Origin of the sequence: Pseudomonas sp. IPO3778 (genome assembly GCF_013386825.1) — a bacterium.
GTDB lineage: Bacteria > Pseudomonadota > Gammaproteobacteria > Pseudomonadales > Pseudomonadaceae > Aquipseudomonas.
In genome coordinates this window covers 159,236-185,159 of sequence record NZ_JACARC010000028.1, presented here as the reverse complement: position 1 = coordinate 185,159, position 25,924 = coordinate 159,236, and the positions used below count along the sequence as shown (strand labels likewise).

The window sequence follows — 25,924 nt, the reverse complement described above, 5'->3', positions numbered from 1 at the left end:
ATGATCATCACGCCACCCGAGTCCAACGAGCAGCACGCCGACGCGGCAGGCGGACGGGCGCATTTTCTGCAGGTGTTCCTGTCCCAGCGTTCGCAGATGGAGGCGTTAGTCAGTCGCCGCGTGGGTTGCCGTGCGACGGCGGCGGACCTGGTGCAGGATTTGTTCCTGCGCTTCTGGCGTCGGCCGCTGGTGCAGGTCGAGGAACTCAGCACTTACCTGCTGCGCTGCGCCGGCAATATCGCCATCGACCACCTGCGCAGCGAGGGCGCCCGGGTGCGCAGCAGCGAAGCCTGGCTGCCGGAGCAGCAGGACAACCAGGGCTCCGAGCCCCAGGCCGCGCTGGAGGCGGGCAATGACCTGCGCCATGTCGAGGCGGCGTTGCGCAGCCTGCCGGAACGCACGCGGCAGATTTTCCTGCTCAACCGCATCCATGGCCGCAAGTACGCGCAAATCGCCAAGGCCATGGGCCTGTCCCAAAGTGCCGTGGAAAAACATATGATGCGTGCCCTCGAAGCCTGCAAGGCCAGCCTTCGTGAACCATCGCCAAGGAAAGCCCCGTGAACGCCACCGCCCGCGTCACCCCGACGCCCGACCAGGAACAGGCCGCACTGGCCTGGCTGAGCCTGTTGCACGACCAGCCCAGCAGCGGCGACCAGGCCACCTTCAGCCGTTGGCTGCGGGCTGACCCGGCGCATGTCGAGGCGTACGCCCAGGCCCAGGTGCTGTGGGAATTGAGTGAAGTGCCGGCGAGAAAGTTGGCGGATGAAGACGCCCTGGCGTTGCAGGGCTACTTGAACGCGATGAACACCCCGAAGCGTTCCCGCGTGCGGCGGTGGTCCGGTGCGCTGGCCATGGCCGCCTGCCTGATGCTGATGATCTCAATGGGCGCCGGTTGGCAGCCGTCGCGCTGGGTGGATGATTTCGGTGCTGATTACGTCACCGCGCCGGGGGAGGTGAAGACCGTCACCCTCGCGGACCAAAGCCAGGTCACCCTGGACGCTGACAGCGCCATCGCGGTGGATTTCAAGCACGGCGAGCGCCATGTCCAGTTGCGTCGTGGCGCCGGCTTTTTCAGCGTGACCCACACGGGCGAGTCCTTTGTGGTCGAGGCCGGCAGCGGCGAAGCGCGGGTGTTGGGCACGCAATTCGAAGTGCGCCTGCAGCCGGCGGGCGCCCAGGTGACGGTGTTGTCCGGGCGGGTCGGTGTGACGCCGTCCAAGCATGGTCAACAACAGATTCTGACGGCCGGCCAGCAGGTGGCCTACGCCGACGGTGTCGCCGATGAGCTGCACGCGGTGGACAGCGAATCGCGGCTGGCCTGGCGCGACGGCTGGCTCAACTACTACAAGGCGCCGCTGGCCGATGTGGTGCAAGACCTCGGCCGCTACTACTCCGGGCGCATCCTGCTGCTGAACGATGAGCTGGCTGGCAAGCGTGTCAGCGGCAGCTTCCCGAGCAAGGACCCCCAGGCCGTGCTCAACGCCCTGCAGGCGGTTTTGGGGTTTGAGCAACATTCGCTGCTCGGCCGAATGATCGTATTGCGCTAGATACAGAGCGCTACGCTGCAATGGCGTAGCGCTGTCATTACTTGCACCGCTTTCCCTTGAAACTCCCCATGCCTTGGCACATCCGTGTTTGTAGACCTTTCATTTAACCTTAATCGCAATCGCCAAAACCTGTAACCAAACCGTTACGTGATGCACGGATGATCCTCGGATTCCTGAGCAGGTGGTCAGGAAGATTGGCGGCGCTGTTCACCCAGCCCAAGCCGCCAATATCGCCCCCATCACAACAGATAGATGCATGTAAGGGATCTACCCGTGACCTACAACAAACTCTATGCCCTGCTTTTAGCATCGGGCCTGGGCGGCTTTGCGCCGCTGGTTTTGGCAGACGACTCCCAGGACGTCGGTTCGGTGCACGTCGCCGGCGAACGTACCCTGGGCACCGGCCACATGATTCAGGAAGAAAGTGCCAAGGCCCGGTCCACCGTGACCAAGGAAGCCATGGACGAAATGGCCCCGACCGCCAACGCCATCGACAAGCTCAAATACACGCCGGGCATCAACGTTTCCAGTGATGACGCCAGCGGCATGAGCGGCACCAGCTTCACCATGCGCGGCATGAACTCCGACCAGGTCGGGGTTTCCATGGACGGCGTACCGATCAACGACTCCGGCAGCTACGGCGTGTACGCCAACCAGTTGGGCGACCCGGAAAACGTCGGCGAAGTGTTTGTCACCCAGGGCTCCTCCGAAGCGGACGGCCCGCACATCGGTTCCAGCGGCGGCAACATCGGCATGGTTACGATCCGGCCGACCAAAGAGCCAGGTTTGTTCGTCAAACAGTCTATTGGCTCGAACAACCTGACTAAGTCCTTTGCACGGATCAACACTGGCGACCTGGGCGGTTTCAAGACCTGGGTGTCGGCCTCTCACACCGAGGGCGACAAGTGGCGCGGCAAGGGCACGTTACGCGGTGACAAAGTTGAATGGAGCACGTTGTTCGAAGATGACCACGGCAACTCCAGCAACTTCACCATGAAGTACAACAAACAGGAAAACTACAACTACAACACCCTGAGCAAGGCCCAGTTCCAACAACAGGGGCGGCGCCTGGATTACGCAGAAACGCCGGTGTACAAGAACGGCTTGCTGTCGTCTTCCTACAAGCTCAACCGCAACCCTTTCGAAAGTGTCATGACCACCTTCACCCAGCGTTGGCGTTTGCGTGATGACCTGGCCCTGACGGTTGCGCCTTACTACTACTGGGGCAACGGCGGCAGCTTCAGCGGCCAGACGGCGACTAACCTGGGGCCGAAATCCGATAAGGGCGGCAACTACGACCTGGGTAACCTGACCTCGGCCAACTATTATCGCCCCTCGTGGACCGAGACCTGGCGTCCTGGCGTCACGGTCAAAATGAAATGGGACATCAACGAGGAGCACAGCCTGGATTATGGCTACTGGTACGAACGCGCCCGCCAGCGCCAGACCCAGCCGTATATCGGGATCAACAGCCAAGGCGAGCCGGATGATATCTGGGGCGATTACAACAGCGGCGGCCAGGTGGTCGACAAGAACGGCAAGACCGTCCAGGGGCGCCACCAATACACCGTGACCCCGGCCCAGAAGCTGTGGGTGCAGGACAGCTGGCAAGCCACGCCAGACCTGAGTTTTGTCGGCGGCCTGGCGTACCAGTACGTCGAGCGTGACGGCGACAACCTGGGCAGCCTGTACGACAAGCCGGAAAAACGGAACGCCCGCTACCATCAGTTCCTGCCGAACTTCAGTGCCAAGTACCAGGTCGACGAGAGCAACCAGGCGTTCTACAACGTCACGCGGAACATGCGCGTCCCGCAGAACTACGTGCTGTACAACAAGGGCGACTCCCTCAGCCTCAACCCCGAGCTGAGCTGGAACCAGGAACTGGGCTGGCGCTACACCGAAGAGAAAATGGCCCTGAGCGCCACCCTGTTCTACATCACCTTCAAGGACCGTCAGCTGTCGACCACCGACTTGAACGGTGACTATGTAATGGCCAACGTCGGTGACGTGACCAACAAAGGCCTGGAGCTGGAGTGGAGTGGCCTGCTGCCTTACAACTTCAACTACTACGCGTCGTACACCTACACCCAGTCCGAGCAGCAAGACGACTTTGTCAGCAAGAACGTGCTGTTGCCGACCAAGGGCAACCAGTTGGCCAACGTTCCGGAAAACATGTTCAACCTGGTGTTCGGGTATGACGACAAGCGCTACTACGGCAATATTGCCGGCAAGTACGTGGGGGCGTTCTACGGCGACTTGACCAACAACGAGAAAATCTCCGGGCGCACTGTGTTTGACCTCAACGCCGGTATTTACCTGCCGGTGGACAAAAAGGTCTTCAAGTCGGCCGCGCTGCGGTTCTCGATGCTCAACGTGTTCGACAAGGAATACCTGAGCTCGGCGCGCACTGTGTCGTTCAACTCGGCGCCGGTGAATGGCCTGGCGGCCAGTTCGGCTTACTACAATGTGGGTGAGGAGCGTACGGCGATGGTTTCCCTGGAGGCCAACTTCTAGGGCTCCGTACGCCTATCAATAGCTGACAAGTGACTTGTGGCGAGGGAGCTTGCTCCCGCTGGGGCGCGAAGCGGCCCTAAACCTGACAATCGGGTTCAACCTGGAGGAATTCAGGCACCTGTTTTGGGGCTGCTGCGCAGCCCAGCGGGAGCAAGCTCCCTCGCCACAGGTTCTGATGTAAGACCGCACAAGCTGCGTTACTTAAGGGCCGCCATGATCGCTTCGGGGTTGTAGTCGCGAATCAGCGTGCCATTCACGTCCACAAACGGAATCCCGCCACCTCCCAACGCCTCATACGCCTTGCGTGCCTGGGCGTCTTTCTCGATATCAAACGCCTGGTAGGGAATTCCTTTCGAATCCAGAAACCGCCGGGTCTGCTTGCAGTAGCCGCACCACTCGGTGGAATACAGCACCACGCGCGCCGCTGCGCGTGTCTGCTCCGGCACTACCTGCGAGGGGTTGAGCAGCCGCTCGATCTTGCCCCAGTTCTGGAAAACCACCACCACCAGCAACACCAGCAGGACTTTCTTCAGAACCCCGCCCAGCATCAGTTGCGACGCTTGAGCTGGTCGGTCAACTGGGTCGGCAGGCCCTTGATGATCAAGGTGCCGGCGGCTTCGTCGTATTCGATCTTGTCGCCCAACAGGTGCGCTTCAAAGCTGATGGACAAGCCTTCGGCGCGCCCGGTGAAGCGGCGGAACTGGTTCAGGGTACGTTTATCCGCCGGAATTTCCGGCGACAGGCCGTAATCCTTGTTGCGGATGTGATCGTAAAAGGCTTTTGGCCGTTCTTCGTCGATCAGCCCCGACAGCTCTTCCAGGCCCATTGGTTCGCCGAGCTTGGCCTGGCTGCTGGCGTAGTCCACCAGGGTCTTGGTTTTCTCGCGGGCGGATTCGTCCGGCAGGTCTTCGCTTTCGACGAAGTCGCTGAAGGCCTTGAGCAAGGTGCGGGTCTCGCCCGGGCCGTCGACGCCTTCCTGGCAGCCGATAAAGTCGCGGAAGTACTCCGAGACCTTTTTGCCGTTCTTGCCTTTGATAAACGAAATGTACTGCTTGGACTGCTTGTTGTTCTGCCACTCGGAGACGTTGATCCGCGCGGCGAGGTGCAACTGGCCCAGGTCCAGGTGGCGCGACGGGGTCACGTCCAGCTGGTCGGTCACTGCCACGCCTTCACTGTGGTGCAGCAGGGCGATCGCCAGGTAATCGGTCATGCCTTGTTGATAGTGGGCAAACAGCACGTGGCCGCCGGTGGAGAGGTTGGACTCCTCCATCAGTTTTTGCAGGTGTTCCACGGCAATGCGGCTGAACGCGGTGAAATCCTTGCCGCCGTCGAAATATTCCTTCAACCAGCCGCTGAACGGATGCGCGCCGGACTCGGCATGGAAAAAGCCCCAGGCCTTGCCTTGTTTGGCGTTATAGCTCTCGTTGAGGTCGGCAAGCATGTTCTCGATCGCAGCCGACTCGGCAAGCTCGGAGTCGCGGGCGTGGAGAACTGCGGGTGTGCCGTCGGGTTTTTTGTCGATCAGGTGGACGATGCAATGACGGATCGGCATGGGCTTCTCGGCAGGTGAAGGGGAGTGGTTGAGCTCCCGGAAAAAGTCGCCAGTGTACCGCACCCGCTGGGGATGGCGCTCTTCAGAGGGCGTTTTGAGCGCCCTCCGACGGGTCATATGCCTTTTTTTCACGGTTTAGAGCGATAAAGCTGACCAAATGGGTATGTTGAGGCGGATATTTCCCCGTCTCTGTGCTAGTTTTGCCCCGTCTTACGCGATGTCTCGGCGTTAAGCGTGCATTCAGCATCTGTCAGGTCGAACCAAACCCCGTTTCAGGTATCTATAACCCCGATCTTCGTGGTTATAGCCCTAGGGTGCCAGGCCTTGATGGCAGGGCTCGATGGCTGACACTGCACTCTGCAATCCAAATGAATTTGATAGGGAAGGAACACCACAATGGCTATTACTAAAGACCAACTGATCGCTGACCTGGCTGAAGCTGTAGACGCACCGAAAACCACCGTGCGTGCTCTGCTGGACCAACTGAGCCAGATCGTTGCTGATCAGCTGGAAAACGGCGGCGAAATCACTCTGCCAGGCGTTGGCAAACTGAAAGTGACCGAGCGTCCTGCCCGTACTGGCCGTAACCCTTCGACTGGCGCTGCCATCGAAATCGCTGCCAAGAAAGTTATCAAGCTGGTTGTGGCCAAAGGCCTGACCGACGCTGTTAACAAGTAAGACGCAGCAAAAAAAACCGCGCTCCGGAGTGATCCGGGCGCGGTTTTTTGTTGCCTGCGATTTGGTTTTAACGGTGGAGCGGGCTTGCCCGCGAAGATCGTCAACGATAACGCGGGGCATCTGATACCCCGCGGCGCCTGTTGGTTCTTCGCGAGCAAGCTCGCTCCTACAGGTTTAGTCCTTGCGCGCCCAACGCTGGCGCCACACCTGTTGCTCGCTCGGGGTCTGGAAGGTCCAGGCGACGAAGCGGCTTTGCTTCTGGCCCTGAGACATCTCCACCACCTGGCTCTCCAGCACACCGGCCTTTTTCAGCGCGGTCTGGATCGCCGGCAGGTTCGACGCCTTTGACACCAGGGTGCTGAACCACAGCACTTTATGCTGGAAATGCGCGCTTTCAGCGATCAGTTGCGTCACAAACCGCGCTTCACCGCCTTCACACCACAATTCGGCCGACTGACCACCGAAATTCAGTACCGGCAACTTACGTTTCGGATCTGCCTTGCCCAGTGCGCGCCACTTGCGCTCGCTGCCCTTGGTCGCTTCATCCATCGAGGCGTGGAAGGGCGGGTTGCACATCGTCAGGTCAAAACGCTCGCCCGGCTCCAGCAGGCCCAAGAGGATCTGCTTGGGGTTGGTTTGCTGGCGCAGCTGGATGGCCTTGTTCAGCCCGTTGGACTGCACAATCGCCCTGGCAGCGGCCACGGCAGTCGGGTCGACTTCCGAGCCGAGGAAGTGCCAGCGGTATTCGCTGTAGCCAATCAACGGGTAGACGCAGTTGGCGCCCATGCCGATGTCCAGCACCTTCACCGGCGCGCCACGGGGGATCACGCCTTCGTTGACGCTGGCCAGCAGGTCGGCGAGGAAGTGCACGTAGTCGGCACGCCCTGGCACCGGTGGGCACAGGTAATCCGCCGGGATGTCCCAGTGATTGATGCCATAGAACGCCTTGAGCAACGCCCGGTTGAACACCCGCACCGCGTCGGGGCTGGCAAAGTCGATGCTTTCCTTGCCGTACGGGTTGATGATCACGAATTGCGCCAGTTCAGGCGTGGTCTTGATCAGCGCCTGGAAGTCGTAACGGCCCTGGTGGCGGTTACGCGGGTGCAAGGTGGCCTCTTTCCGCGGAACGACGGGCTTGGCCGGGGTCGTGGATTTAGGCTTCTTGCGCGGTGCTTTGGGTGTGCTGGGGGCGGTCATGGGCTGCGTCGATTCTGCGTTTGTTTCAAAAGTGGCGGGTATTGTCACACATTCCTTGGTTGAACTCGGTCAAATGTGGGAGCTGGCTTGCCTGCGATGGTATCGGCTCGGTCTGATAGATACACCGAGTCGTCTGTATCGCAGGCAAGCCAGCTCCCACATTGATCGGGTTTTCAAAGAGAAATAGCAGTGTTCTACAGGCAAAAAAAAGAGACCCGAAGGTCTCTTTTTTCACACGGGCTGCCCTTACAGGCTGGAAATCCGTGCGTGTTGCTCGGCCAGTTTGCCCAAAGCCTGTTCCGCTTCGGCCAGTTTGGCGCGTTCCTTGTCGATCACTTCAGCCGGAGCCTTGTCGACGAACGCCGCGTTGGACAGCTTGCCGCCCACCCGCTGCACTTCGCCTTGCAGGCGCAGGATTTCCTTGTCCAGGCGCGCCAGTTCGGCACCCTTGTCGATCAGGCCGGCCATCGGCACCAGCACTTCCATCTCGCCCACCAGTGCGGTAGCGGACAGCGGTGCTTCGGCGCCAGCGGCCAACACCGTGATCGACTCCAGCTTCGCCAGCTTCTTGAGCAGCGCATCGTTCTCGGTGAGACGACGCAGGTCCTCGCTGCCGGCATTCCTCACGAACACCGCCAGCGGCTTGCCTGGCCCGATGTTCATCTCGGCGCGGATGTTGCGCGTGCCCATCATCAGGGTCTTGAGCCATTCGATATCGCTTTCGGCCGCCTCATCAATGCGGGCTTCGTTGGCCACCGGCCAAGGTTGCAGCATGATGGTCTTGCCGTCTTTGCCGGCCAGCGGCGCGAGGCGCTGCCAGATTTCTTCGGTGATGAACGGCATGAACGGATGCGCCAGGCGCAACGCCACTTCCAGCACGCGTACCAGGGTGTGACGGGTGCCGCGCTGGCGTTCGATCGGCGAGTTCTCGTCCCACAGCACGGGCTTGGACAGTTCCAGGTACCAGTCGCAATACTGGTTCCAGATGAACTCGTACAAGGCCTGTGCCGCCAGGTCGAAGCGGAACTGGTCGAGTTGACGGGTCACTTCGGCTTCAGTGCGCTGCAGCTGGGAGATGATCCAGCGGTCCGCCAGGGACAGCTCGATGGCCTCGCCGTTCTGGCCGCAGTCTTCGCCTTTATCCAGCACGTAGCGCGCAGCGTTCCAGATCTTGTTGCAGAAGTTGCGATAGCCTTCGACGCGGCCCATGTCGAACTTGATGTCGCGACCGGTGGACGCCAGCGAGCAGAAGGTGAAGCGCAGGGCGTCGGTGCCGTAGCTGGCGATGCCGTCGGCGAACTCGTCGCGGGTCTGCTTCTCGATCTTCTTCGCCAGTTTCGGCTGCATCAGGCCCGAGGTGCGTTTCTGCACCAGGGTTTCCAGGTCGATGCCGTCGATGATGTCCAGCGGGTCCAGGACGTTGCCCTTGGACTTGGACATCTTCTGGCCCTGGCCATCACGTACCAGGCCGTGCACGTACACGGTCTTGAACGGTACCTGTGGCGTGCCGTCTTCGTTCTTCACCAAGTGCATGGTGAGCATGATCATCCGGGCAACCCAGAAGAAAATGATGTCGAAGCCGGTGACCAGCACGTCGGTGGAGTGGAATTTCTTCAGGAATTCGGTTTGTTGCGGCCAGCCGAGAGTGGAGAACGTCCACAGGCCCGAGCTGAACCAGGTGTCCAGTACGTCGTTGTCCTGTTGCAGCGCCACGTCCGGGCCGAGGTTGTTCTTGGCGCGGACTTCAGCTTCGTCACGGCCCACGTAGACCTTGCCCGACTCGTCGTACCAGGCCGGAATCCGGTGGCCCCACCACAGCTGACGGCTGATGCACCAATCCTGGATGTCGCGCATCCACGAGAAGTACATGTTTTCGTACTGTTTCGGCACGAACGCAATGCGGCCATCTTCCACGGCCGCAATCGCCGGCTCAGCCAACGGCTTGGTGGACACGTACCACTGGTCGGTCAGCCAAGGCTCGATGATGGTGCCGGAACGGTCGCCCTTCGGCACTTTCAGGCCGTGGTCGTCAACGCTCACCAGCAGGCCGGCGGCGTCGAAGGCCGCAACGATTTGCTTGCGCGCTTCAAAGCGGTCAAGGCCGGCGTATTCGGCCGGGATCTTGCCGTCTATGCTTTCGTTCAGCGTGCCGTCGAGGTTGAACACCTGGCAGGCCGGCAGAACGGCGGCGTTCTTGTCGAAGATGTTCAGCAGCGGCAGGTTGTGGCGCTTGCCGACTTCATAGTCGTTGAAATCGTGGGCCGGGGTGATCTTCACGCAGCCGGTGCCGAATGCAGGGTCGCAGTAGTCGTCTGCAATAATCGGGATGCGGCGGCCAACCAGCGGCAGCTCGACGAACTTGCCGATCAGGGCCTGGTAGCGCTCATCGTTCGGGTTAACCGCGACGGCGGCGTCGCCCAGCATGGTTTCCGGACGGGTGGTGGCGACGATCAGGTAATCGTTGCCTTCGGCGGTCTTGGCGCCGTCGGCCAGCGGGTATTTCAGGTTCCATAGGAAACCTTTCTCGTCGTGGTTTTCCACTTCAAGGTCGGAAATCGCCGTGTGCAGCTTGGTGTCCCAGTTGACCAGGCGCTTGCCGCGGTAGATCAGGCCGTCTTCATGCAGGCGCACGAAGGCTTCCTTTACGGCTTCCGACAGGCCGTCGTCCATGGTGAAGCGCTCGCGGCTCCAGTCGACGGACGAACCCAGGCGACGGATCTGACGGCTGATGTTGCCGCCGGACTGATCCTTCCATTCCCAGATTTTCTCGAGGAATTTCTCGCGGCCCAGGTCGTGACGGTTCTGGCCGGTGGCTTCCAGTTGGCGTTCCACCAGCATCTGGGTGGCGATACCGGCGTGGTCGGTGCCTGGCTGCCACAGGGTGTTGCGACCCTGCATGCGGCGGAAACGAATCAGGGCATCCATGATCGCATTGTTGAAGCCATGGCCCATGTGCAGGCTGCCAGTGACGTTCGGTGGCGGAATCATGATGGTGTAGGCATCGCCCGCGCCTTGCGGAGCGAAATAATTCTCGGACTCCCAGGTCTGGTACCAGGAAGTTTCAATAGCGTGCGGCTGGTAGGTCTTATCCATGCGCGGCGGGACCCTAGTTGGCATTAATTCAGGAAAGCCGGCAAGTATAGCGAGGGATAGGGGAGAGGGGTAGGAGCGAGCTTGCTCGCGAAAAGCCTGAGGGCGGCGCGTTCATTCTGAATGCCCGCGTTATTGTTCACGCCCTTCGCGAGCAAGCTCGCTCCTACAAGTTCTGGTACTGGCTCAACAATCGCTCCATCCGCGCATCCAGCCGGCGCTTGATCTCGGTTTCGATATGCGGGGCGAAATCGTCGATCACGTCTTGCATGATCAATTGGGCGGCGGCGCGCAGTTCATTGTCCAGGTGCAGCAGCAGGGCGTCGGGGGCTTTTTCAACGGCAGCTACGGCAACCGCCGGAGCGGGCGCGGCTTGCACGGCGGGCGTTTCGACAGGTTCCGGCGCAACAGGCTTGCCACCGACCATATCGAATAGCAACGGAATTTGTATGTCGCCATTGACCGAGTCGGTCAACAGTGGCGGTTGCAGGTCATCATCACCGAGCAGCTTGCGGATCGACTCAAGGTCATCCAGCAGGTGGTCAGAGTCTTTTAGCGGGTTTGGAGTGTCCATCATGTGCTCAAAGTCGTTGTAGCCGGTGATCTTGCAGAGAATAGCCCTGTTCGCGGTAGAAACGGAAACTCTCCCGCGCGGCCTGACGAATAGCCGGGTCTTCCACCACCACTTCCGCCACGCGGGCGAAACCTTTGGCGAAGGCCGGTACTTTCAGGTCGAGGTTGACCAGCAGGTCGGTGTGATCGCCACAGCTGTCGCCCAAACCCAGCACCACCAGGCCTTCCGGCTCTGATTCGGCGGGGCCGTGTGGCACGAAGCTTTCGCCCTTGAAGCGCCACAGGCGGGCGTCGAGGTCATCACGCTGGGCGGCATCGCTGCAATGCAGGTAGATGCGGTGGCCCATGCGCCAGGCTTTTTCGGTGAGCTTGCAGGCAAAGTCCAGGCGCGCGGAAGGATCGGCGCTGGGCAATATATAGAAGTCGACTTGGGTCATTGGAGGTCCTGAGCTGCCTGGAAACTGTAGGCGCGAGATTGCTCGCGAAGAGGGTTAACGACGACGCGTTCATTCTGGATGAACGCGTCGTTCTCAGGTTTTTCGCGAGCAAGCTCGCTCCTACAGGGGGCAGTGGGGCGATATTTAAGCCTTGGCGCGGTCCAGCAGGTACTGGGTCAGCAAAGGAACCGGACGGCCTGTGGCGCCCTTGTCCTTGCCGCCGCTGGTCCAGGCAGTGCCGGCGATGTCCAGGTGAGCCCAGTTGAAGTTCTTGGCAAAACGCGACAGGAAGCAGGCCGCCGTGATGGTGCCGGCTTTCGGGCCGCCAATGTTGGCGATGTCGGCGAACGGGCTGTCCAGCTGTTCCTGATATTCGTCGAACAACGGCAGTTGCCAGGCGCGGTCGTCAGCCGCCTTGCCGGCGCTGAGCAGTTGGCCGATCAGTTCGTCGTTGTTGCCCAGCAGGCCCGACGTGTGGGCGCCCAGGGCAACCACGCAGGCACCGGTCAGGGTGGCGATGTCGATCACGGCTTGGGGCTTGAAGCGTTCGGCGTAGGTCAGGGCGTCGCACAGCACCAGGCGGCCTTCGGCGTCGGTGTTGAGGATTTCCACGGTCTGGCCGCTGAGGGTGGTGACGATGTCGCCCGGACGGGTCGCGCCGCCGCTCGGCATGTTCTCGGCGCAGGCCAGGATGCACACCAGGTTGATCGGCAGCTTGAGTTCCAGCACGGCACGCAGGGTACCGAAGACACTGGCGGCGCCGCCCATGTCGTACTTCATTTCGTCCATGCCCAGGCCCGGCTTGAGGCTGATGCCGCCGGTGTCGAAGGTGATGCCTTTGCCGACCAGGGCAAAGGGCTTCTCGGACTTCTTGCCGCCGTTGTATTGCATCACGATCAGGCGTGGCGGCTGGTCGCTGCCCTGGCCTACGGCATAGAACGAGCCCATGCCCAGTTCCTTGATCTTCTTCTCATCCAGGACCTCGACTTTCAGGCCCTTGAATTCCTTGCCCAGTGCCTTGGCTTGCTCGCCCAGGTAGGTGGGGTGGCAGATGTTCGGTGGCAGGTTGCCCAAATCACGGGTGAACGCCATGCCGCCGGCGATGGCCTGGGCGTGGGTCACGGCGCGTTCGACTTCAGCCTGGGCAGCCTTGATGGTCAGCAGGGTGACTTTCTTCAGGGCGCGGGGTTCGGCTTTGGTGCTCTTGAACTGGTCGAACACGTATTCGCCGTCCAGCAGGCTTTCGGCCAGCAGGCGGGTCTTGCCGTAGCTGTCGCGGCCCTTGACCACGATTTCGTCCAGTGCCAGGGCGGCGTCGGTGCCGCCCAGGCCCTTGAGGGTATTGAGGATGCCGCTGATGATTTTGCGGAACGGGCGGTCGCCCAGTTCAGCGTCCTTACCCACGCCCACCAGCAATACGCGGTCGGCTTTAAGGTTAGGCAGGCTTTGCAGCAGCAGGCTCTGGCCCACTTTGCCGGCCAGGTCGCCGCGCTTGAGGACCGCGCTGATGGCGCCGCCGCTCAGTTCGTCCAGTTGCTTGGCGGCAACGCCCAGCTTGCGGCCTTCGCCGACAGCGACCACGAGGGTGGCGGTTTTCAACGTTTCGGGGCTAACGCTTTTTACAACCAGTTCCATTTTCGGGTCCCTTATAAAGGTCAGTGAGCCAGGAGTCTGTACTCCGGCTTTTAAGCCAGGCAGCCTGTAGGCCGCCCGCGACAAAGGCCGCAGTTTGAACCTCGCCGCCCGAGGCTGACAACCCTTGCGGGCAGCTTTGTGCACGTGCACGAGCAAGCTCCGTGACAGGCGCGGCCAATCACAGGATAATGCGCCATCTTTTTAGCCGGCCTGTCTCACTGGGTCGACTCGATATGCTTGCTTGTTTGGCCGCCTTAGCCTGACAACCCTGGAGTGTCTGGTTTGATCGTCTTCCGTTATCTGTCCCGCGAAGTCCTGTTGACCCTGAGTGCCGTGAGTGCGGTATTGCTGGTCATCATCATGAGTGGTCGCTTCGTCAAATACCTCGCCCAGGCTGCCTCGGGTGCCCTGGATCCGGGCTCGCTGTTCCTGATCATGGGCTTTCGCCTGCCAGGCTTTTTGCAACTGATCCTGCCTCTGGGTCTGTTTCTCGGGATTTTGCTGGCCTACGGCCGCTTGTACCTCGAAAGCGAAATGACCGTGCTGTCGGCCACCGGCATGAGCCAGCAGCGCTTGCTGGCCATGACCATGGTTCCGGCCACCGGTATCGCGCTGGTGGTGGCCTGGTTGAGCCTGAGCCTGGCGCCCCAGGGTGCCCTGCAGTTCCAGCTGGTGCTCAACAAGCAGGACGCCATGACCGAATTCGACACCCTGGAGCCGGGCCGCTTTCAAGCGCTCAACGACGGTACCCGGGTGACCTACACCGAACAGCTGTCGGATGACCGTGCCAACCTGGGCGGCGTGTTCATCTCCCAGAAAAACCTCGGCCAGAACCAGAAAGACCGTGGTATTTCGATATTGGTGGCCGACAAGGGGCGCCAGGAAGTGCGCCCGGACGGCAGCCGCTACCTGATCCTGGAGGACGGCTATCGTTATGACGGCAGCCCTGGGCAGGCGGATTACCGTGCAATCAAGTACGACACCTATGGCGTGATGCTGGCCCGCCCGGATGTCAGCGACGAGGTCACCGACCGCGACGCCATCCCGACGCCAGACCTGATCGGCAGCAAGGAATTGCGCTCGATCGCCGAGCTGCAATGGCGGATTTCCCTGCCGCTGCTGGTATTTATCGTGACCTTGATGGCCGTGCCGCTGTCCCGGGTCAACCCGCGCCAGGGCCGCTTCCTCAAGCTGTTGCCGGCGATCCTGCTGTATATGGCTTACCTGACCATCCTGATTTCCGCCCGCGGCTCCCTGGAGAAGGGCAAGCTGTCGCCGACTCTCGGGTTGTGGTGGGTCCACGGGATCTTCCTGGCGATTGGCCTGGGCCTGCTCTATTGGGAACCGTTGCGCTTGAAGATGCAGAGTCGTCGCAGCATGAAGGAGATGGCTCGTGGTTAAGCTCGACCGCTACATTGGTAGCAGCGTCCTGGTCGCAATCCTTGCGGTACTGGGCATTATTCTGGGGCTTGCCTCGTTGTTCGCCTTCATTGATGAAGTCGGTAACGTCAGCGATACCTATACCGTGACCAACGTCCTGAGCTATGTGGCGCTGACCGCGCCCCGTCGCTTGTACGACATGATGCCGATGGCCGCGCTGATCGGCTGCCTGATTGGCCTGGGCAGCCTGGCCAGCAACAGCGAACTGACCATCATGCGCGCGGCGGGTGTTTCCATCGGCCGTATCGTGTGGGCGGTGATGAAGCCCATGCTGTTGCTGATGGTGGTCAGCGTGCTGATCGGCGAGTACGTGGCACCCCCGGCCGAAACCACGGCCCAGGCCAATCGTGCCCTGGCCCAGGGTTCAGGCGATGCCCAGAGCTCCAGGCATGGCCTGTGGCACCGTCAGGGTGAGGAGTTTATCCACATCAACGCCGTGCAGCCGGGCGGCCTGTTGATTGGTGTTACCCGCTATCATTTCGATAAGGAACGTCACTTGCTGTCGTCCAGTTTCGCCAAACGTGCGCAGTACAGCGACGAAAAATGGCAACTGAGCGATGTGAGTACCACGTATTTCCGTGATATCGGCAAAGGCGCGGCGTCGAGCACCGAAGTGATCAACGTACCGACGGAGCCGTGGGATATTTCCCTCAAGCCCGAATTGTTGAACACCGTGGTGATGATCCCGGAAAGCCTGCCGATCTCCGGTTTGTGGGGGTATATCCACTACCTCAAGGATCAGGGCCTGAACAATGGCCGTTACTGGCTGGCGTTTTGGGTCAAGGTGTTGCAGCCGGTAGTGACCGCCGCGCTGGTGTTGATGGCGATCTCGTTCATCTTCGGCCCGCTGCGCTCGGTGACCCTCGGCCAGCGCGTGTTCACCGGCGTACTGGTGGGTTTCACCTTCCGTATCGCCCAGGACCTGCTGGGGCCGTCCAGCCTGGTATTTGGCTTCTCGCCGCTGTTTGCGGTGCTGGTGCCGACCGCGATCTGCGCCGTGGCCGGGTTCTGGCTGTTGCGTCGGGCCGGTTAACCCCGCGCTTATGAACAAAAAATGCCCCGCTCGCACGACCGGGGCATTTTTGTTCTTGGTCACCATGGATGACGTCCGGTCTGCGCATCAGGTACAATTCCCGGCTATTTTTCAGCGGGCAGTCTGCCTGCAGCCTTTTTGAGTGTTGATCCGTGAGTGATTTGAGTCATATCCGCAATTTCTCCATCATCGCCCACATTGACCATGGCAAGTCGACGCTGGCCGATCGATTCATCCAGATGTGCGGCGGCCTTGCCGAGCGTGAAATGGAAGCCCAGGTGCTGGACTCCATGGACCTCGAGCGCGAGCGCGGGATCACCATCAAGGCCCACAGCGTTACTCTGTATTACACCGCCAAAGACGGTATCAAGTACCAGCTCAACTTCATTGACACCCCGGGCCACGTCGACTTCACCTATGAAGTCAGCCGTTCCCTGGCGGCCTGTGAAGGTGCGTTGCTGGTGGTGGACGCGGGCCAGGGCGTTGAAGCCCAGTCCGTAGCCAACTGCTACACCGCCATCGAGCAAGGCCTGGAAGTGATGCCGGTGCTGAACAAGATCGACCTGCCACAGGCCGATCCGGACCGCGTCAAGGAAGAGATCGAGAAAATCATCGGCATTGACGCCACCGACGCCGTCGAGTGCAGCGCCAAGACCGGCCTGGGCGTCGACGAAGTGCTCGAGCGCCTGGTCAAGACCATTCCAGCCCCCACCGGCAACTACGAAGATCCGCTGCAAGCGTTGATCATCGACTCCTGGTTCGACAACTACCTGGGCGTTGTTTCCCTGGTACGCGTGCGCCATGGCCGTGTGAAGAAGGGCGACAAGATCCTGGTTAAATCCACCGGCAAGATCCACCTGGTGGACAGCGTGGGTGTGTTCAACCCCAAGCACACCGCAACCGTTGATCTGAAAGCCGGTGAAGTGGGCTTCATCATCGCCGGTATCAAGGACATTCACGGCGCACCGGTGGGTGACACCCTGACCTTGAGCGCTACCCCTGACGTCGACGTGCTGCCGGGCTTCAAGCGCATCCAGCCGCAGGTTTACGCCGGCCTGTTCCCGGTCAGCTCCGACGACTTCGAGGATTTCCGCGAAGCCCTGCAGAAGCTGACCCTCAACGACTCGTCGTTGCAGTACACCCCGGAAAGCTCCGACGCCCTGGGCTTCGGCTTCCGCTGCGGTTTCCTGGGCATGCTGCACATGGAAATCATCCAGGAGCGCCTCGAGCGCGAATACGACCTGGACCTGATCACCACCGCGCCGACAGTTATTTTTGAGCTGTTGCTGAAAACCGGTGAAACGATTTACGTCGACAACCCGTCCAAGCTTCCGGATCTATCTTCCATCGAGGACATGCGCGAACCGATCGTGCGGGCCAATATTCTTGTGCCGCAAGAGCACCTGGGCAACGTCATTACCCTGTGTATTGAAAAGCGTGGCGTACAGCACGACATGCTGTTCCTCGGTACCCAGGTGCAAGTGACCTACGATTTGCCGATGAACGAAGTGGTCCTGGACTTCTTCGACCGTCTCAAATCCACCAGCCGCGGCTATGCTTCGCTGGATTACCATTTTGATCGTTACCAATCAGCTAATCTGGTCAAGCTGGATGTGCTGATCAACGGCGACAAGGTGGATGCCCTGGCGCTGATCGTGCACAAGGACAACGCGCACTACAAAGGTCGCCAGTTGACCGAAAAGATGAAAGAACTGATTCCGCGCCAGATGTTCGACGTCGCGATCCAGGCCGCCATTGGCGGGCAGATCATTGCACGGACCTCCGTCAAGGCACTCAGAAAGAACGTACTGGCCAAATGCTATGGCGGCGACGTCAGCCGTAAGCGCAAGCTGCTCGAGAAGCAAAAGGCCGGTAAAAAACGCATGAAGCAAGTGGGCAACGTGGAAATTCCACAAGAAGCCTTCCTTGCGGTGCTCAGGTTGGATAGTTAGGTCCTATGTCACTAAATTTCCCGCTGTTGCTGGTCATCGCCGTTGCCGTTTGCGGTCTCCTGGCGTTGCTCGATCTGGTGTTCTTCGCCCCGCGTCGCCGGGCAGCCATCGCGTCCTATCAGGGCAGCGTCAGCCAGCCCGATGTGGCGGTGATCGAGAAACTGAACAAAGAGCCCATGCTGGTTGAATACGGCAAGTCGTTCTTCCCGGTGTTGTTCATCGTGCTGGTGCTGCGTTCGTTCCTGGTGGAACCGTTTCAGATCCCTTCGGGCTCGATGAAACCTACCCTGGACGTGGGCGACTTCATCCTGGTGAACAAGTTTTCTTACGGGATCCGCTTGCCGGTGATCGACAAGAAAGTCATCGAAATCGGTGATCCGCAGCGCGGCGATGTGATGGTGTTTCGCTACCCAAGCGACCCCAACGTCAACTACATCAAGCGTGTCGTGGGCCTGCCGGGCGACGTGATTCGCTACACCAGCGACAAGCGCCTGTTCGTCAATGGCGAATCGGTGGCAGAAAAACTGATCGGCGCCGAGCCGAACACCCTGGGCAGCGCCGAGCTGTACCAGGAGAAACTCGGAGCGGTAGAGCACGAGATCCGCAAGGAAATGAGCCGCTACCGTTCGCCGCCTGACAACCAGTGGACCGTGCCTGCCGGGCACTACTTCATGATGGGCGACAACCGCGACAACTCCAATGACAGCCGCTACTGGGATGACCCCAATATTCCCAAAGAGCTGCTGGGCATGGTCCCCGACCAGAATATCGTCGGCAAGGCCTTCGCGGTCTGGATGAGTTGGCCGGAACCCAAGCTCAGCCACCTGCCGAACTTCTCGCGGGTCGGGCTGATCAAGTAATCCATGCGGCGCTGTGAACACAGCGCCGAATGCTTTTCTGGGGCTTCGACAAACCGTCCGGTCCCCTGCAGCAACCGCCAGGATTTGAATTTGAACACAGCGTTAATCGTCGATGGCCACCGGTGCCTCGAACTGAATGTGGGTAAACCGTGAGCGTTTCTTTAAGCCGTCTCGAGCGTCAGCTCGGTTACACCTTCAAGGATCAGGAATTGATGATCCTTGCCCTGACACACCGCAGTTTTGCCGGGCGTAACAACGAGCGCCTGGAATTCCTCGGTGATGCCATCCTCAATTTCGTTGCCGGTGAAGCCCTGTTCAATCGCTTCCCCCTGGCCCGCGAAGGCCAGCTGTCGCGCTTGCGTGCGCGCCTGGTGAAAGGCGAGACCCTGGCCGTACTGGCCCGTGGTTTCGACTTGGGCGATTACCTGCGCCTGGGCTCCGGGGAGTTGAAGAGCGGCGGTTTCCGTCGCGAGTCGATCCTGGCCGACGCCCTTGAAGCGCTGATCGGTGCGATCTACCTCGATGCCGGCATGGAAGCAGCCAAAGAGCGCGTTGTCGCCTGGCTGGCGACCGAGATCGAAAGCCTGACACTGGTAGACACCAACAAAGATCCGAAGACCCGCCTGCAGGAATTCCTGCAGTCCCGTGGTTGCGACCTGCCGCGTTACGAAGTGGTGGATATCCAGGGTGAGCCACATTGCCGAGTGTTTTTCGTCGAATGTGAAATCACCTTACTGAATGAAAAAAGCCGAGGTCAGGGTGTGAGCCGTCGTATTGCCGAACAGGTAGCGGCCGCTGCAGCACTGATTGCCCTGGGCGTGGAGAATGGCCATGACTGATTCAACCGCAACGCGCTGTGGCTATGTTGCCATCGTCGGCCGTCCCAACGTGGGCAAGTCCACGTTGCTGAACCACATCCTGGGACAGAAGCTGGCGATCACCTCGCGCAAGCCCCAGACCACCCGCCACAACATGCTGGGCATCAAGACCGAAGGCGCCGTACAGGCGGTGTACGTTGATACCCCGGGCATGCACAAAGGCGGTGAAAAGGCCCTTAACCGCTACATGAACAAAACCGCCTCGGCGGCGTTGAAAGACGTCGACGTGGTGATCTTCGTGGTCGACCGCACCAAGTGGACCGACGAAGACCAGATGGTTCTGGAGCGCGTGCAGTACGTCACCGGCCCATTGATCGTCGCCTTGAACAAGACCGACCGCATCGAAGACAAAGCCGAGTTGATGCCGCACCTGAGCTGGTTGCAGGAACAACTGCCGAACGCCCAGATCATGCCGATCTCGGCCCAGCACGGGCACAACCTCGAAGCCCTGGAGCGCGTGATCGCCGGTTACCTGCCGGAGAACGAGCACTTCTTCCCGGAAGACCAGATCACCGACCGCAGCAGCCGTTTCCTCGCCGCCGAACTGGTACGCGAGAAAATCATGCGCCAGATGGGCGCCGAGCTGCCGTACCAGATCACCGTCGAAATCGAAGAGTTCAAGCAGCAGGGCAAGACCTTGCACATCCACGCGCTGATCCTCGTTGAACGTGACGGCCAGAAGAAAATCATCATTGGCGACAAGGGCGAGCGCATCAAGCGCATCGGCACCGAAGCGCGCAAGGACATGGAATTGCTGTTTGATTCCAAGATCATGCTCAACCTGTGGGTCAAGGTTAAGGGTGGCTGGTCCGATGATGAGCGCGCGTTGCGTTCGTTGGGTTACGGCGACCTGTAAGAAACATTGCAGGACAAAATGTGAGAGCGGGCTTGTTGTGGCGAGGGAGCTTGCTGTGGCGAGGGAGCTTGCTCCCGCTGGGTCGCGAAGCGGCCCCAATCCAGTCGCCGAGGTCCGTCAGTTAAAACGCGGTGCCTGGTTTCAGGGCTGCTTCGCAGCCCAACGGGAGCAAGCTCCCTCGCCACAAAAGCGCTTTGCCACATTGGCTTCTCTTTAGAGACTCTTACTTTCCATGTCTCAAACCCCACCCACCGGCCAACCCGCCTACGTCTTGCACAGCCGCGCCTACCGCGAGACCAGCGCCCTGGTGGACTTCCTCACGCCCCAAGGCCGCCTGCGCGCCGTCTTGCGCAGCGCACGCGGCAAGGCCGGCACCCTGGCGCGGCCCTTTGTGGCCCTGGAAGTGGAGTTTCGCGGACGCGGCGAGCTGAAGAACGTCGGCCGCATGGAAGCCGCCGGCGCCTCCAACTGGCTCAACGGTGAGGCGCTGTTCAGCGGCCTCTACCTCAACGAATTGCTGATCCGCCTGCTCCCCGCCGAAGACCCGCACCCCGGCGTCTTCGATCATTACGCCGCCACCTTGCTCGCCCTGGCCGAAGGCCGTCCGCTGGAGCCCTTGCTGCGGGCGTTCGAATGGCGCCTGCTGGACGACCTCGGCTACGGCTTCGAATTGAGCAACGACTTGCACGGAGACCCCATCGCCGCCGACGGCATGTACCGCCTTCAAGTGGACGCGGGCCTTGAGCGGGTCTACCTGCTGCAACCTGGCCTGTTCCAGGGCACTGAATTGCTGGCCATGAGCGAAGCCGACTGGACCGCCCCCGGCGCGTTGTCCGCCGCCAAGCGCCTGATGCGCCAGGCCCTGGCCGTGCATTTAGGCGGTCGGCCATTGGTCAGCCGCGAGTTGTTTCGAAAGCCCTGACATCCCCGTGTATGCTGTGCAGCGATTCCTTCCCTCTTCAGGAGCGCTTTTCGTGACCACCAGCAATCGCATTCTTCTCGGCGTGAACATCGACCACGTAGCCACCCTGCGCCAGGCCCGGGGCACCCGTTACCCGGACCCGGTCAAGGCCGCGCTGGACGCCGAAGAAGCGGGTGCCGACGGCATCACCGTGCACCTGCGCGAAGACCGCCGCCACATCCAGGAGCGCGACGTGTTGCTGCTCAAGGACGTGCTGCAAACCCGCATGAACTTCGAAATGGGCGTCACCGAAGAAATGATGGCGTTCGCCGAACGCATCCGCCCGGCGCATATCTGCCTGGTGCCGGAAACCCGCCAGGAACTGACCACCGAAGGCGGCCTCGATGTGGCCGGCCAGGAGGCGCGGATCAAGGCCGCGGTGGAGCGCCTGTCGAAGATCGGCAGTGAAGTCTCGCTGTTCATCGATGCCGACGAGCGCCAGATCGAAGCCTCGCGCCGTGTCGGTGCACCGGCCATCGAACTGCACACCGGCCGTTACGCCGATGCCACCACGCCGACCGAAGTTGCCGATGAGTTGCAGCGCATCATCGACGGCGTCAACTGCGGCCTGGGCGAAGGCCTGATCGTCAACGCCGGCCATGGCCTGCATTACCACAACGTCGAAGCCGTGGCCGCGATCAAGGGCATCAACGAACTGAACATCGGCCATGCGCTGGTGGCCCACGCACTGTTCGTCGGGTTCAAAGGTGCGGTTGCCGAGATGAAAGCGTTGATTCTGGCCGCCGCCAAGGCCTGACATAACAACGATCCAATGTGGGAGCTGGCTTGCCTGCGATAGCGTCACCGCGGTGTATCTGACATACCGAGGTGCCTGCATCGCGGGCAAGCCCGGCTCCCACACAAGCGAGCTCCCACATGCGGCGATGCGAACCCTTACTGTTTAGGTGATGCCGGTGTATGGTATCTGCCCTTTGCGGGTCTCGGACCCGCGGCAGATACGTGAGGTTGTTGTGTCCCAATCGTTTTCCCGTCGACAAATCCTGGGTGGTCTTGCCGGTCTCGCCGTAGTGGGCGTCGGTGCCGGTGGCGCCTACCGCTATTGGCTGGGCAAAGTCGCCGAGGCCGAGGCGGGGCACGATTACGAGTTGATCGCCGCACCGCTGGACGTGGAACTGGTGCCGGGGCACAAGACTGAAGCCTGGGCCTTTGGCCCGTCGGCGCCGGGCACCGAGCTGCGGGTGCGCCAGGGTGAATGGCTGCGGGTACGGTTTATCAACCACCTGCCGGTCGCCACTACCATCCACTGGCATGGCATTCGCCTGCCGCTGGAAATGGACGGCGTGCCGTACGTCTCGCAACTGCCGGTACTGCCCGGCGAATACTTCGACTACCAATTCCGCGTGCCCGATGCCGGCAGCTATTGGTATCACCCTCATGTGAACAGCAGCGAAGAACTGGGCCGTGGCCTGGTCGGCCCGCTGATCGTCGAAGAGCGCGAGCCCACCGGTTTCAAGCACGAACGCACCCTGAGCCTGAAAAGCTGGCACGTGGACGAAGAGGGTGCCTTTGTCGCCTTCAGCATTCCCCGCGAAGCGGCCCGTGGCGGCACCGCCGGGCGCCTGTCGACCATCAATGGCGTGTCTCAGGCGGTGATCGATCTGCCGGCCGGGCAAATCACCCGTGTGCGTTTGCTCAACCTCGATAACACCCTGACCTATCGCCTCAACATCCCCGACGTTGAGGCGCAGATCTACGCCCTGGACGGCAACCCCGTCGAACCGCGCCCGTTGGGCAAGGAATACTGGCTGGGCCCGGGCATGCGCATCTGCCTGGCGATCAAGGCGCCTCCCGCCGGTGAAGAATTGTCGATCCGCAACGGGCCGGTGCGCCTGGGTACTTTCCGTTCTGTCGCCACTACCGACGCGCCCACCGAGTGGCCGCCCGCGTTGCCCGCCAACCCAATTGCCGAGCCGGACCTGGCCAATGCCGAGAAACTCAACTTCAATTTCGAATGGGTTGGATCGGTCTCAGTGAACGTGGACAATGGCAAGCCGCCGAGCCTGTGGCAGATCAACGGCCAGGCCTGGGACATCACCGACAAGACCTGCGCCGACCGCCCGATTGCCAAGCTTGCAAAGGGCAAGAGCTACATTTTCGAATTGAAGAACATGACCCAGTACCAACACCCGATCCACCTGCACGGCATGAGCTTCAAGGTCATCGCCTCGAACCGCCACAAGGTGATTCCGTACTTCACCGACACTTACCTGCTGGGCAAGAACGAACGTGCCCGGGTGGCGCTGGTGGCGGATAACCCGGGTGTCTGGATGTTCCACTGCCATGTGATCGACCACATGGAAACCGGCCTGATGGCCGCCATCGAGGTGGCGTGATGCGCCAGTTTCGCCCTACGGCGATTATCGACCGCAGCCGCGACCAGGACTTTATGCGTGAAGCGCTGACCCTCGCTGCCCAAGGCGCGGCCTTGGGTGAAGTGCCGGTGGGCGCGGTGCTGGTGCAGGATGGCGAAATCATCGGGCGCGGCTTCAACTGCCCCATCAGCGGCAACGACCCCAGTGCCCATGCCGAGATGGTCGCGATTCGCGCGGCGGCGCAGGCCGTCAGCAATTACCGGCTGCCGGGCAGTACGCTCTACGTCACGCTGGAGCCGTGCAGCATGTGCGCCGGGCTGATCGTGCATTCACGGATTGCCCGGGTGGTATATGGCGCGCTGGAGCCAAAGGCCGGGATTGTGCAGAGCCAGGGGCAGTTTTTTACCCAAGGCTTTCTCAACCATCGGGTGGTGTATGAAGGCGGGGTGTTGGCCGAAGAGTGCGGGACGGTGTTGAGTGAGTTCTTCAAGGCACGTCGCGCCAAAGGCTGACGCGATACCCTGTGGCGAGGGAGCTTGCTCCCGTTGGGCTGCGTAGCGGCCCCAAAATCTGGGGAGCGCTGCGCACTCCAGCGGGAGCAAGCTCCCTCGCCACAACAGCAGTCTTATTTCTTCAACACAACAGCAGTCTTATTTCTTCGCGACAATCACCGCCCGCATCGGCGCCGGCAGGCCTTCGATGGTCTTGCTGTGATCATCAGGGTCGAGGAAGTCGCTGAGGGACTGGTACTTCATCCACTCCGTGCCGCGCTGTTCTTCAAGGGTGGTCACGCTCACATCCACACAGCGCACATCACTGAAGCCGGCACGCCGCAGCCACAGCATCAGCGCCGGCACCGACGGCAGGAACCACACGTTGCGCATCTGCGCGTAACGGTCTTCCGGCACCAGCACCTGTTGCTGATCGCCTTCCACCACCAACGTCTCCAACACCAACTCACCGCCCTTCACCAGGCAATCCTTCAGTGCCAGCAAATGCTCGATGGGCGAACGACGGTGATAAAACACGCCCATGGAAAACACCGTGTCGAAGCCTTCCATATTCGGCGGCAGGTCTTCAAACGGGAATGGCAGGTGCCAGACCTTCGGCGCTGACAGGTAGCGTTGCACCGCCTGGAACTGGCAGAAGAACAGCCAGTTCGGGTCGACGCCAATCACGCTGTCGGCCCCGGCGCCGAGCATGCGCCACATGTAGTAACCGTTGCCGCAACCCACATCGAGAATGCGCTTGCCCTTGAGGTCCAGGTGCGGCGCGACCCGCGACCACTTCCAGTCGGAGCGCCATTCGGTGTCCACGTGCACGCCGAACAGATCGAACGGGCCCTTGCGCCATGGGCACAAGCCCATCAGCGCGGTGCGCATTTGTGCGCGGGTGTTGTCGTCGCAATCGGTGTCGAGCACCAGGCCGTTCAGCAGGTCGATTTCGCTGGGCATGATCTTCGGCAGCGCGTCCAGCGCGCTTTGCCAACGCTCCAGGTCGCCATGGCCTTTTTCCATCTTCGCATCGAGTTGCGCTTGCAGGCCCTGGGCCCACACGGCCAGGGGAGTGCCGACCAGATGGCGGGCGAGGGGAGACAGATCAATCATGGCAAGGCAATCAACGAGGCAAAGTTAAGACACTGGAACCACGGCACGACTTTCGAGAACCCGGCCGCCAGCAGGCGTTCGCGGTGTTCTTCGAGGCTGTCGGGCTTCATGACGTTTTCGATGGCGCTGCGCTTCTGGGCGATTTCCAGTTCGCTGTAGCCGTTGGCGCGTTTAAAGGCGATGTGCAAATCGGTGAGCAGTGCGTGTTCTTCCGAATCATTGAAGCGCAGCTTTTCCGAGAGGATCAACGCGCCGCCCGGCAGCAACGATTGGCGAATCCGCCCCAGCAGCGCCAGGCGTTGTTCGGGGGCGATAAATTGCAGGGTGAAGTTAAGCGCCACCACCGAAGCGGGCTGGAATTGCAGGGCGAGGATATCGCCCTCGATGACGTCCACCGGCAGCAGCTCCTGGAACATCGAGTCCTGGCCGTTGAGGTATTCGCGGCAACGCTCGACCATCGCCGCCGAGTTATCCACAGCGATCACCCGGCACCCGTCGGTGCGCACGTGACGGCGCAAGGCCTGGGTCACGGCGCCGAGGGACGAACCGAGGTCGTAGAGCACGCTATTGGGCTGGGCAAATTGCGCCGCGAGCACGCCGAGGTTCTCGACGATGGTCGGGTAACCGGGCACCGAGCGCTTGATCATGTCCGGGAAAACCCGCACCACGTCTTCGTTGAAGGCGAAGTCCGGCACCTGGGGCAGGGGCTGGGCGAATAGGCGATCGGGTTCTTTACTCACGGCTGTTCCGGCGACGAAGGGGGAAAGCCCGGCATTTTAGC

23 protein-coding genes are annotated in these 25,924 nt (G+C 61.0%); 14 read left to right on the top strand and 9 right to left on the bottom strand.

Annotation, left to right across the window (positions count from 1 at the left end; genetic code table 11):
* The 3 genes from HX855_RS13165 to HX855_RS13155 all read left to right on the top strand — a co-directional run bounded on the left by HX855_RS13165 (position 1) and on the right by HX855_RS13155 (position 4,061).
* Positions 1-561 (top strand): RNA polymerase sigma factor, encoded by a 561-nt coding sequence (locus HX855_RS13165; RefSeq protein ID WP_177083373.1) that lies wholly within the window; start codon positions 1-3, stop codon positions 559-561.
* Positions 558-1,547 carry a FecR family protein gene (locus HX855_RS13160; protein WP_177083374.1) on the top strand — a complete coding sequence of 330 codons (990 nt, stop codon included), beginning with the start codon at positions 558-560 and terminating at the stop codon, positions 1,545-1,547. Before HX855_RS13165 ends, HX855_RS13160 begins: the two co-directional genes overlap by 4 nt.
* Before the next feature lie 273 nt (positions 1,548-1,820).
* A complete protein-coding gene (locus tag HX855_RS13155) occupies positions 1,821-4,061 on the top strand; it encodes a TonB-dependent receptor (RefSeq protein WP_177083375.1) in 2,241 nt (746 codons plus the stop codon).
* Positions 4,062-4,258: 197 nt separating this feature from the next.
* Here HX855_RS13155 and HX855_RS13150 read toward each other — a convergent pair whose 3' ends face one another.
* The gene (locus HX855_RS13150; protein WP_177083376.1) at positions 4,259-4,609 is read right to left on the bottom strand and encodes a glutaredoxin family protein; all 351 of its coding nucleotides are present in this window, start codon (positions 4,607-4,609) and stop codon (positions 4,259-4,261) included.
* Positions 4,609-5,613 carry a nucleoid-associated protein YejK gene (yejK, locus tag HX855_RS13145; RefSeq protein WP_010176940.1) on the bottom strand — a complete coding sequence of 335 codons (1,005 nt, stop codon included), beginning with the start codon at positions 5,611-5,613 and terminating at the stop codon, positions 4,609-4,611. The genes HX855_RS13150 and yejK overlap by 1 nt, the downstream gene beginning before the upstream one ends.
* Before the next feature lie 396 nt (positions 5,614-6,009).
* Between yejK and HX855_RS13140 the strand changes: the two genes are divergently transcribed.
* Positions 6,010-6,291 (top strand): HU family DNA-binding protein, encoded by a 282-nt coding sequence (locus HX855_RS13140; protein WP_003212743.1) that lies wholly within the window; start codon positions 6,010-6,012, stop codon positions 6,289-6,291.
* A gap of 174 nt (positions 6,292-6,465) precedes the next feature.
* On the opposite strand, the gene rlmF is transcribed toward HX855_RS13140, so the two are convergent.
* From rlmF to HX855_RS13115, 5 genes are all read right to left on the bottom strand, one after another.
* Positions 6,466-7,488, bottom strand: coding sequence for a 23S rRNA (adenine(1618)-N(6))-methyltransferase RlmF (gene rlmF, locus HX855_RS13135; protein WP_177083378.1), 1,023 nt, complete (start codon positions 7,486-7,488; stop codon positions 6,466-6,468).
* A gap of 246 nt (positions 7,489-7,734) precedes the next feature.
* The gene (locus HX855_RS13130) at positions 7,735-10,581 is read right to left on the bottom strand and encodes a valine--tRNA ligase (RefSeq protein WP_177083387.1); all 2,847 of its coding nucleotides are present in this window, start codon (positions 10,579-10,581) and stop codon (positions 7,735-7,737) included.
* Between the two features lie 163 nt (positions 10,582-10,744).
* A complete protein-coding gene (locus HX855_RS13125) occupies positions 10,745-11,152 on the bottom strand; it encodes a DNA polymerase III subunit chi (protein ID WP_177083616.1) in 408 nt (135 codons plus the stop codon).
* Positions 11,153-11,159: 7 nt separating this feature from the next.
* Positions 11,160-11,588 carry a DNA polymerase III subunit chi gene (locus HX855_RS13120; protein WP_102605183.1) on the bottom strand — a complete coding sequence of 143 codons (429 nt, stop codon included), beginning with the start codon at positions 11,586-11,588 and terminating at the stop codon, positions 11,160-11,162.
* A 144-nt stretch (positions 11,589-11,732) separates the two neighbouring features.
* Positions 11,733-13,223, bottom strand: a complete 1,491-nt coding sequence (locus HX855_RS13115) for a leucyl aminopeptidase (RefSeq protein WP_177047190.1) — start codon at positions 13,221-13,223, stop codon at positions 11,733-11,735.
* Positions 13,224-13,505: 282 nt separating this feature from the next.
* Between HX855_RS13115 and lptF the strand changes: the two genes are divergently transcribed.
* The 10 genes from lptF to tadA all read left to right on the top strand — a co-directional run bounded on the left by lptF (position 13,506) and on the right by tadA (position 24,048).
* The gene (lptF, locus tag HX855_RS13110; protein ID WP_177083389.1) at positions 13,506-14,624 is read left to right on the top strand and encodes an LPS export ABC transporter permease LptF; all 1,119 of its coding nucleotides are present in this window, start codon (positions 13,506-13,508) and stop codon (positions 14,622-14,624) included.
* The gene (lptG, locus tag HX855_RS13105; protein ID WP_177083391.1) at positions 14,617-15,696 is read left to right on the top strand and encodes an LPS export ABC transporter permease LptG; all 1,080 of its coding nucleotides are present in this window, start codon (positions 14,617-14,619) and stop codon (positions 15,694-15,696) included. Before lptF ends, lptG begins: the two co-directional genes overlap by 8 nt.
* A 152-nt stretch (positions 15,697-15,848) precedes the next feature.
* Complete coding sequence (gene lepA / locus HX855_RS13100; protein WP_076017607.1) at positions 15,849-17,648, top strand: translation elongation factor 4; 1,800 nt, start codon at positions 15,849-15,851, stop codon at positions 17,646-17,648.
* Between the two features lie 5 nt (positions 17,649-17,653).
* The gene (gene lepB / locus HX855_RS13095) at positions 17,654-18,508 is read left to right on the top strand and encodes a signal peptidase I (RefSeq protein ID WP_177083393.1); all 855 of its coding nucleotides are present in this window, start codon (positions 17,654-17,656) and stop codon (positions 18,506-18,508) included.
* Between the two features lie 149 nt (positions 18,509-18,657).
* A complete protein-coding gene (rnc, locus tag HX855_RS13090) occupies positions 18,658-19,347 on the top strand; it encodes a ribonuclease III (protein WP_088424075.1) in 690 nt (229 codons plus the stop codon).
* Entirely contained in the window at positions 19,340-20,242 is a 903-nt protein-coding gene (gene era / locus HX855_RS13085; RefSeq protein ID WP_003210432.1) for a GTPase Era, read from the top strand. Before rnc ends, era begins: the two co-directional genes overlap by 8 nt.
* A gap of 232 nt (positions 20,243-20,474) precedes the next feature.
* Entirely contained in the window at positions 20,475-21,164 is a 690-nt protein-coding gene (gene recO, locus HX855_RS13080) for a DNA repair protein RecO (protein WP_093201548.1), read from the top strand.
* 52 nt (positions 21,165-21,216) lie between these two features.
* Entirely contained in the window at positions 21,217-21,960 is a 744-nt protein-coding gene (gene pdxJ, locus HX855_RS13075) for a pyridoxine 5'-phosphate synthase (RefSeq protein WP_063033049.1), read from the top strand.
* Between the two features lie 214 nt (positions 21,961-22,174).
* Entirely contained in the window at positions 22,175-23,557 is a 1,383-nt protein-coding gene (locus tag HX855_RS13070; RefSeq protein WP_177083395.1) for a multicopper oxidase family protein, read from the top strand.
* Positions 23,557-24,048 (top strand): tRNA adenosine(34) deaminase TadA, encoded by a 492-nt coding sequence (gene tadA, locus HX855_RS13065; protein WP_177083397.1) that lies wholly within the window; start codon positions 23,557-23,559, stop codon positions 24,046-24,048. Before HX855_RS13070 ends, tadA begins: the two co-directional genes overlap by 1 nt.
* Before the next feature lie 138 nt (positions 24,049-24,186).
* On the opposite strand, the gene cmoB is transcribed toward tadA, so the two are convergent.
* Together cmoB and cmoA are read right to left on the bottom strand one after the other, a co-directional pair.
* Complete coding sequence (cmoB, locus tag HX855_RS13060) at positions 24,187-25,143, bottom strand: tRNA 5-methoxyuridine(34)/uridine 5-oxyacetic acid(34) synthase CmoB (RefSeq protein ID WP_177083399.1); 957 nt, start codon at positions 25,141-25,143, stop codon at positions 24,187-24,189.
* Positions 25,140-25,883, bottom strand: a complete 744-nt coding sequence (gene cmoA / locus HX855_RS13055) for a carboxy-S-adenosyl-L-methionine synthase CmoA (protein ID WP_177083401.1) — start codon at positions 25,881-25,883, stop codon at positions 25,140-25,142. The genes cmoB and cmoA overlap by 4 nt, the downstream gene beginning before the upstream one ends.
* Positions 25,884-25,924: the final 41 nt, after the last annotated feature.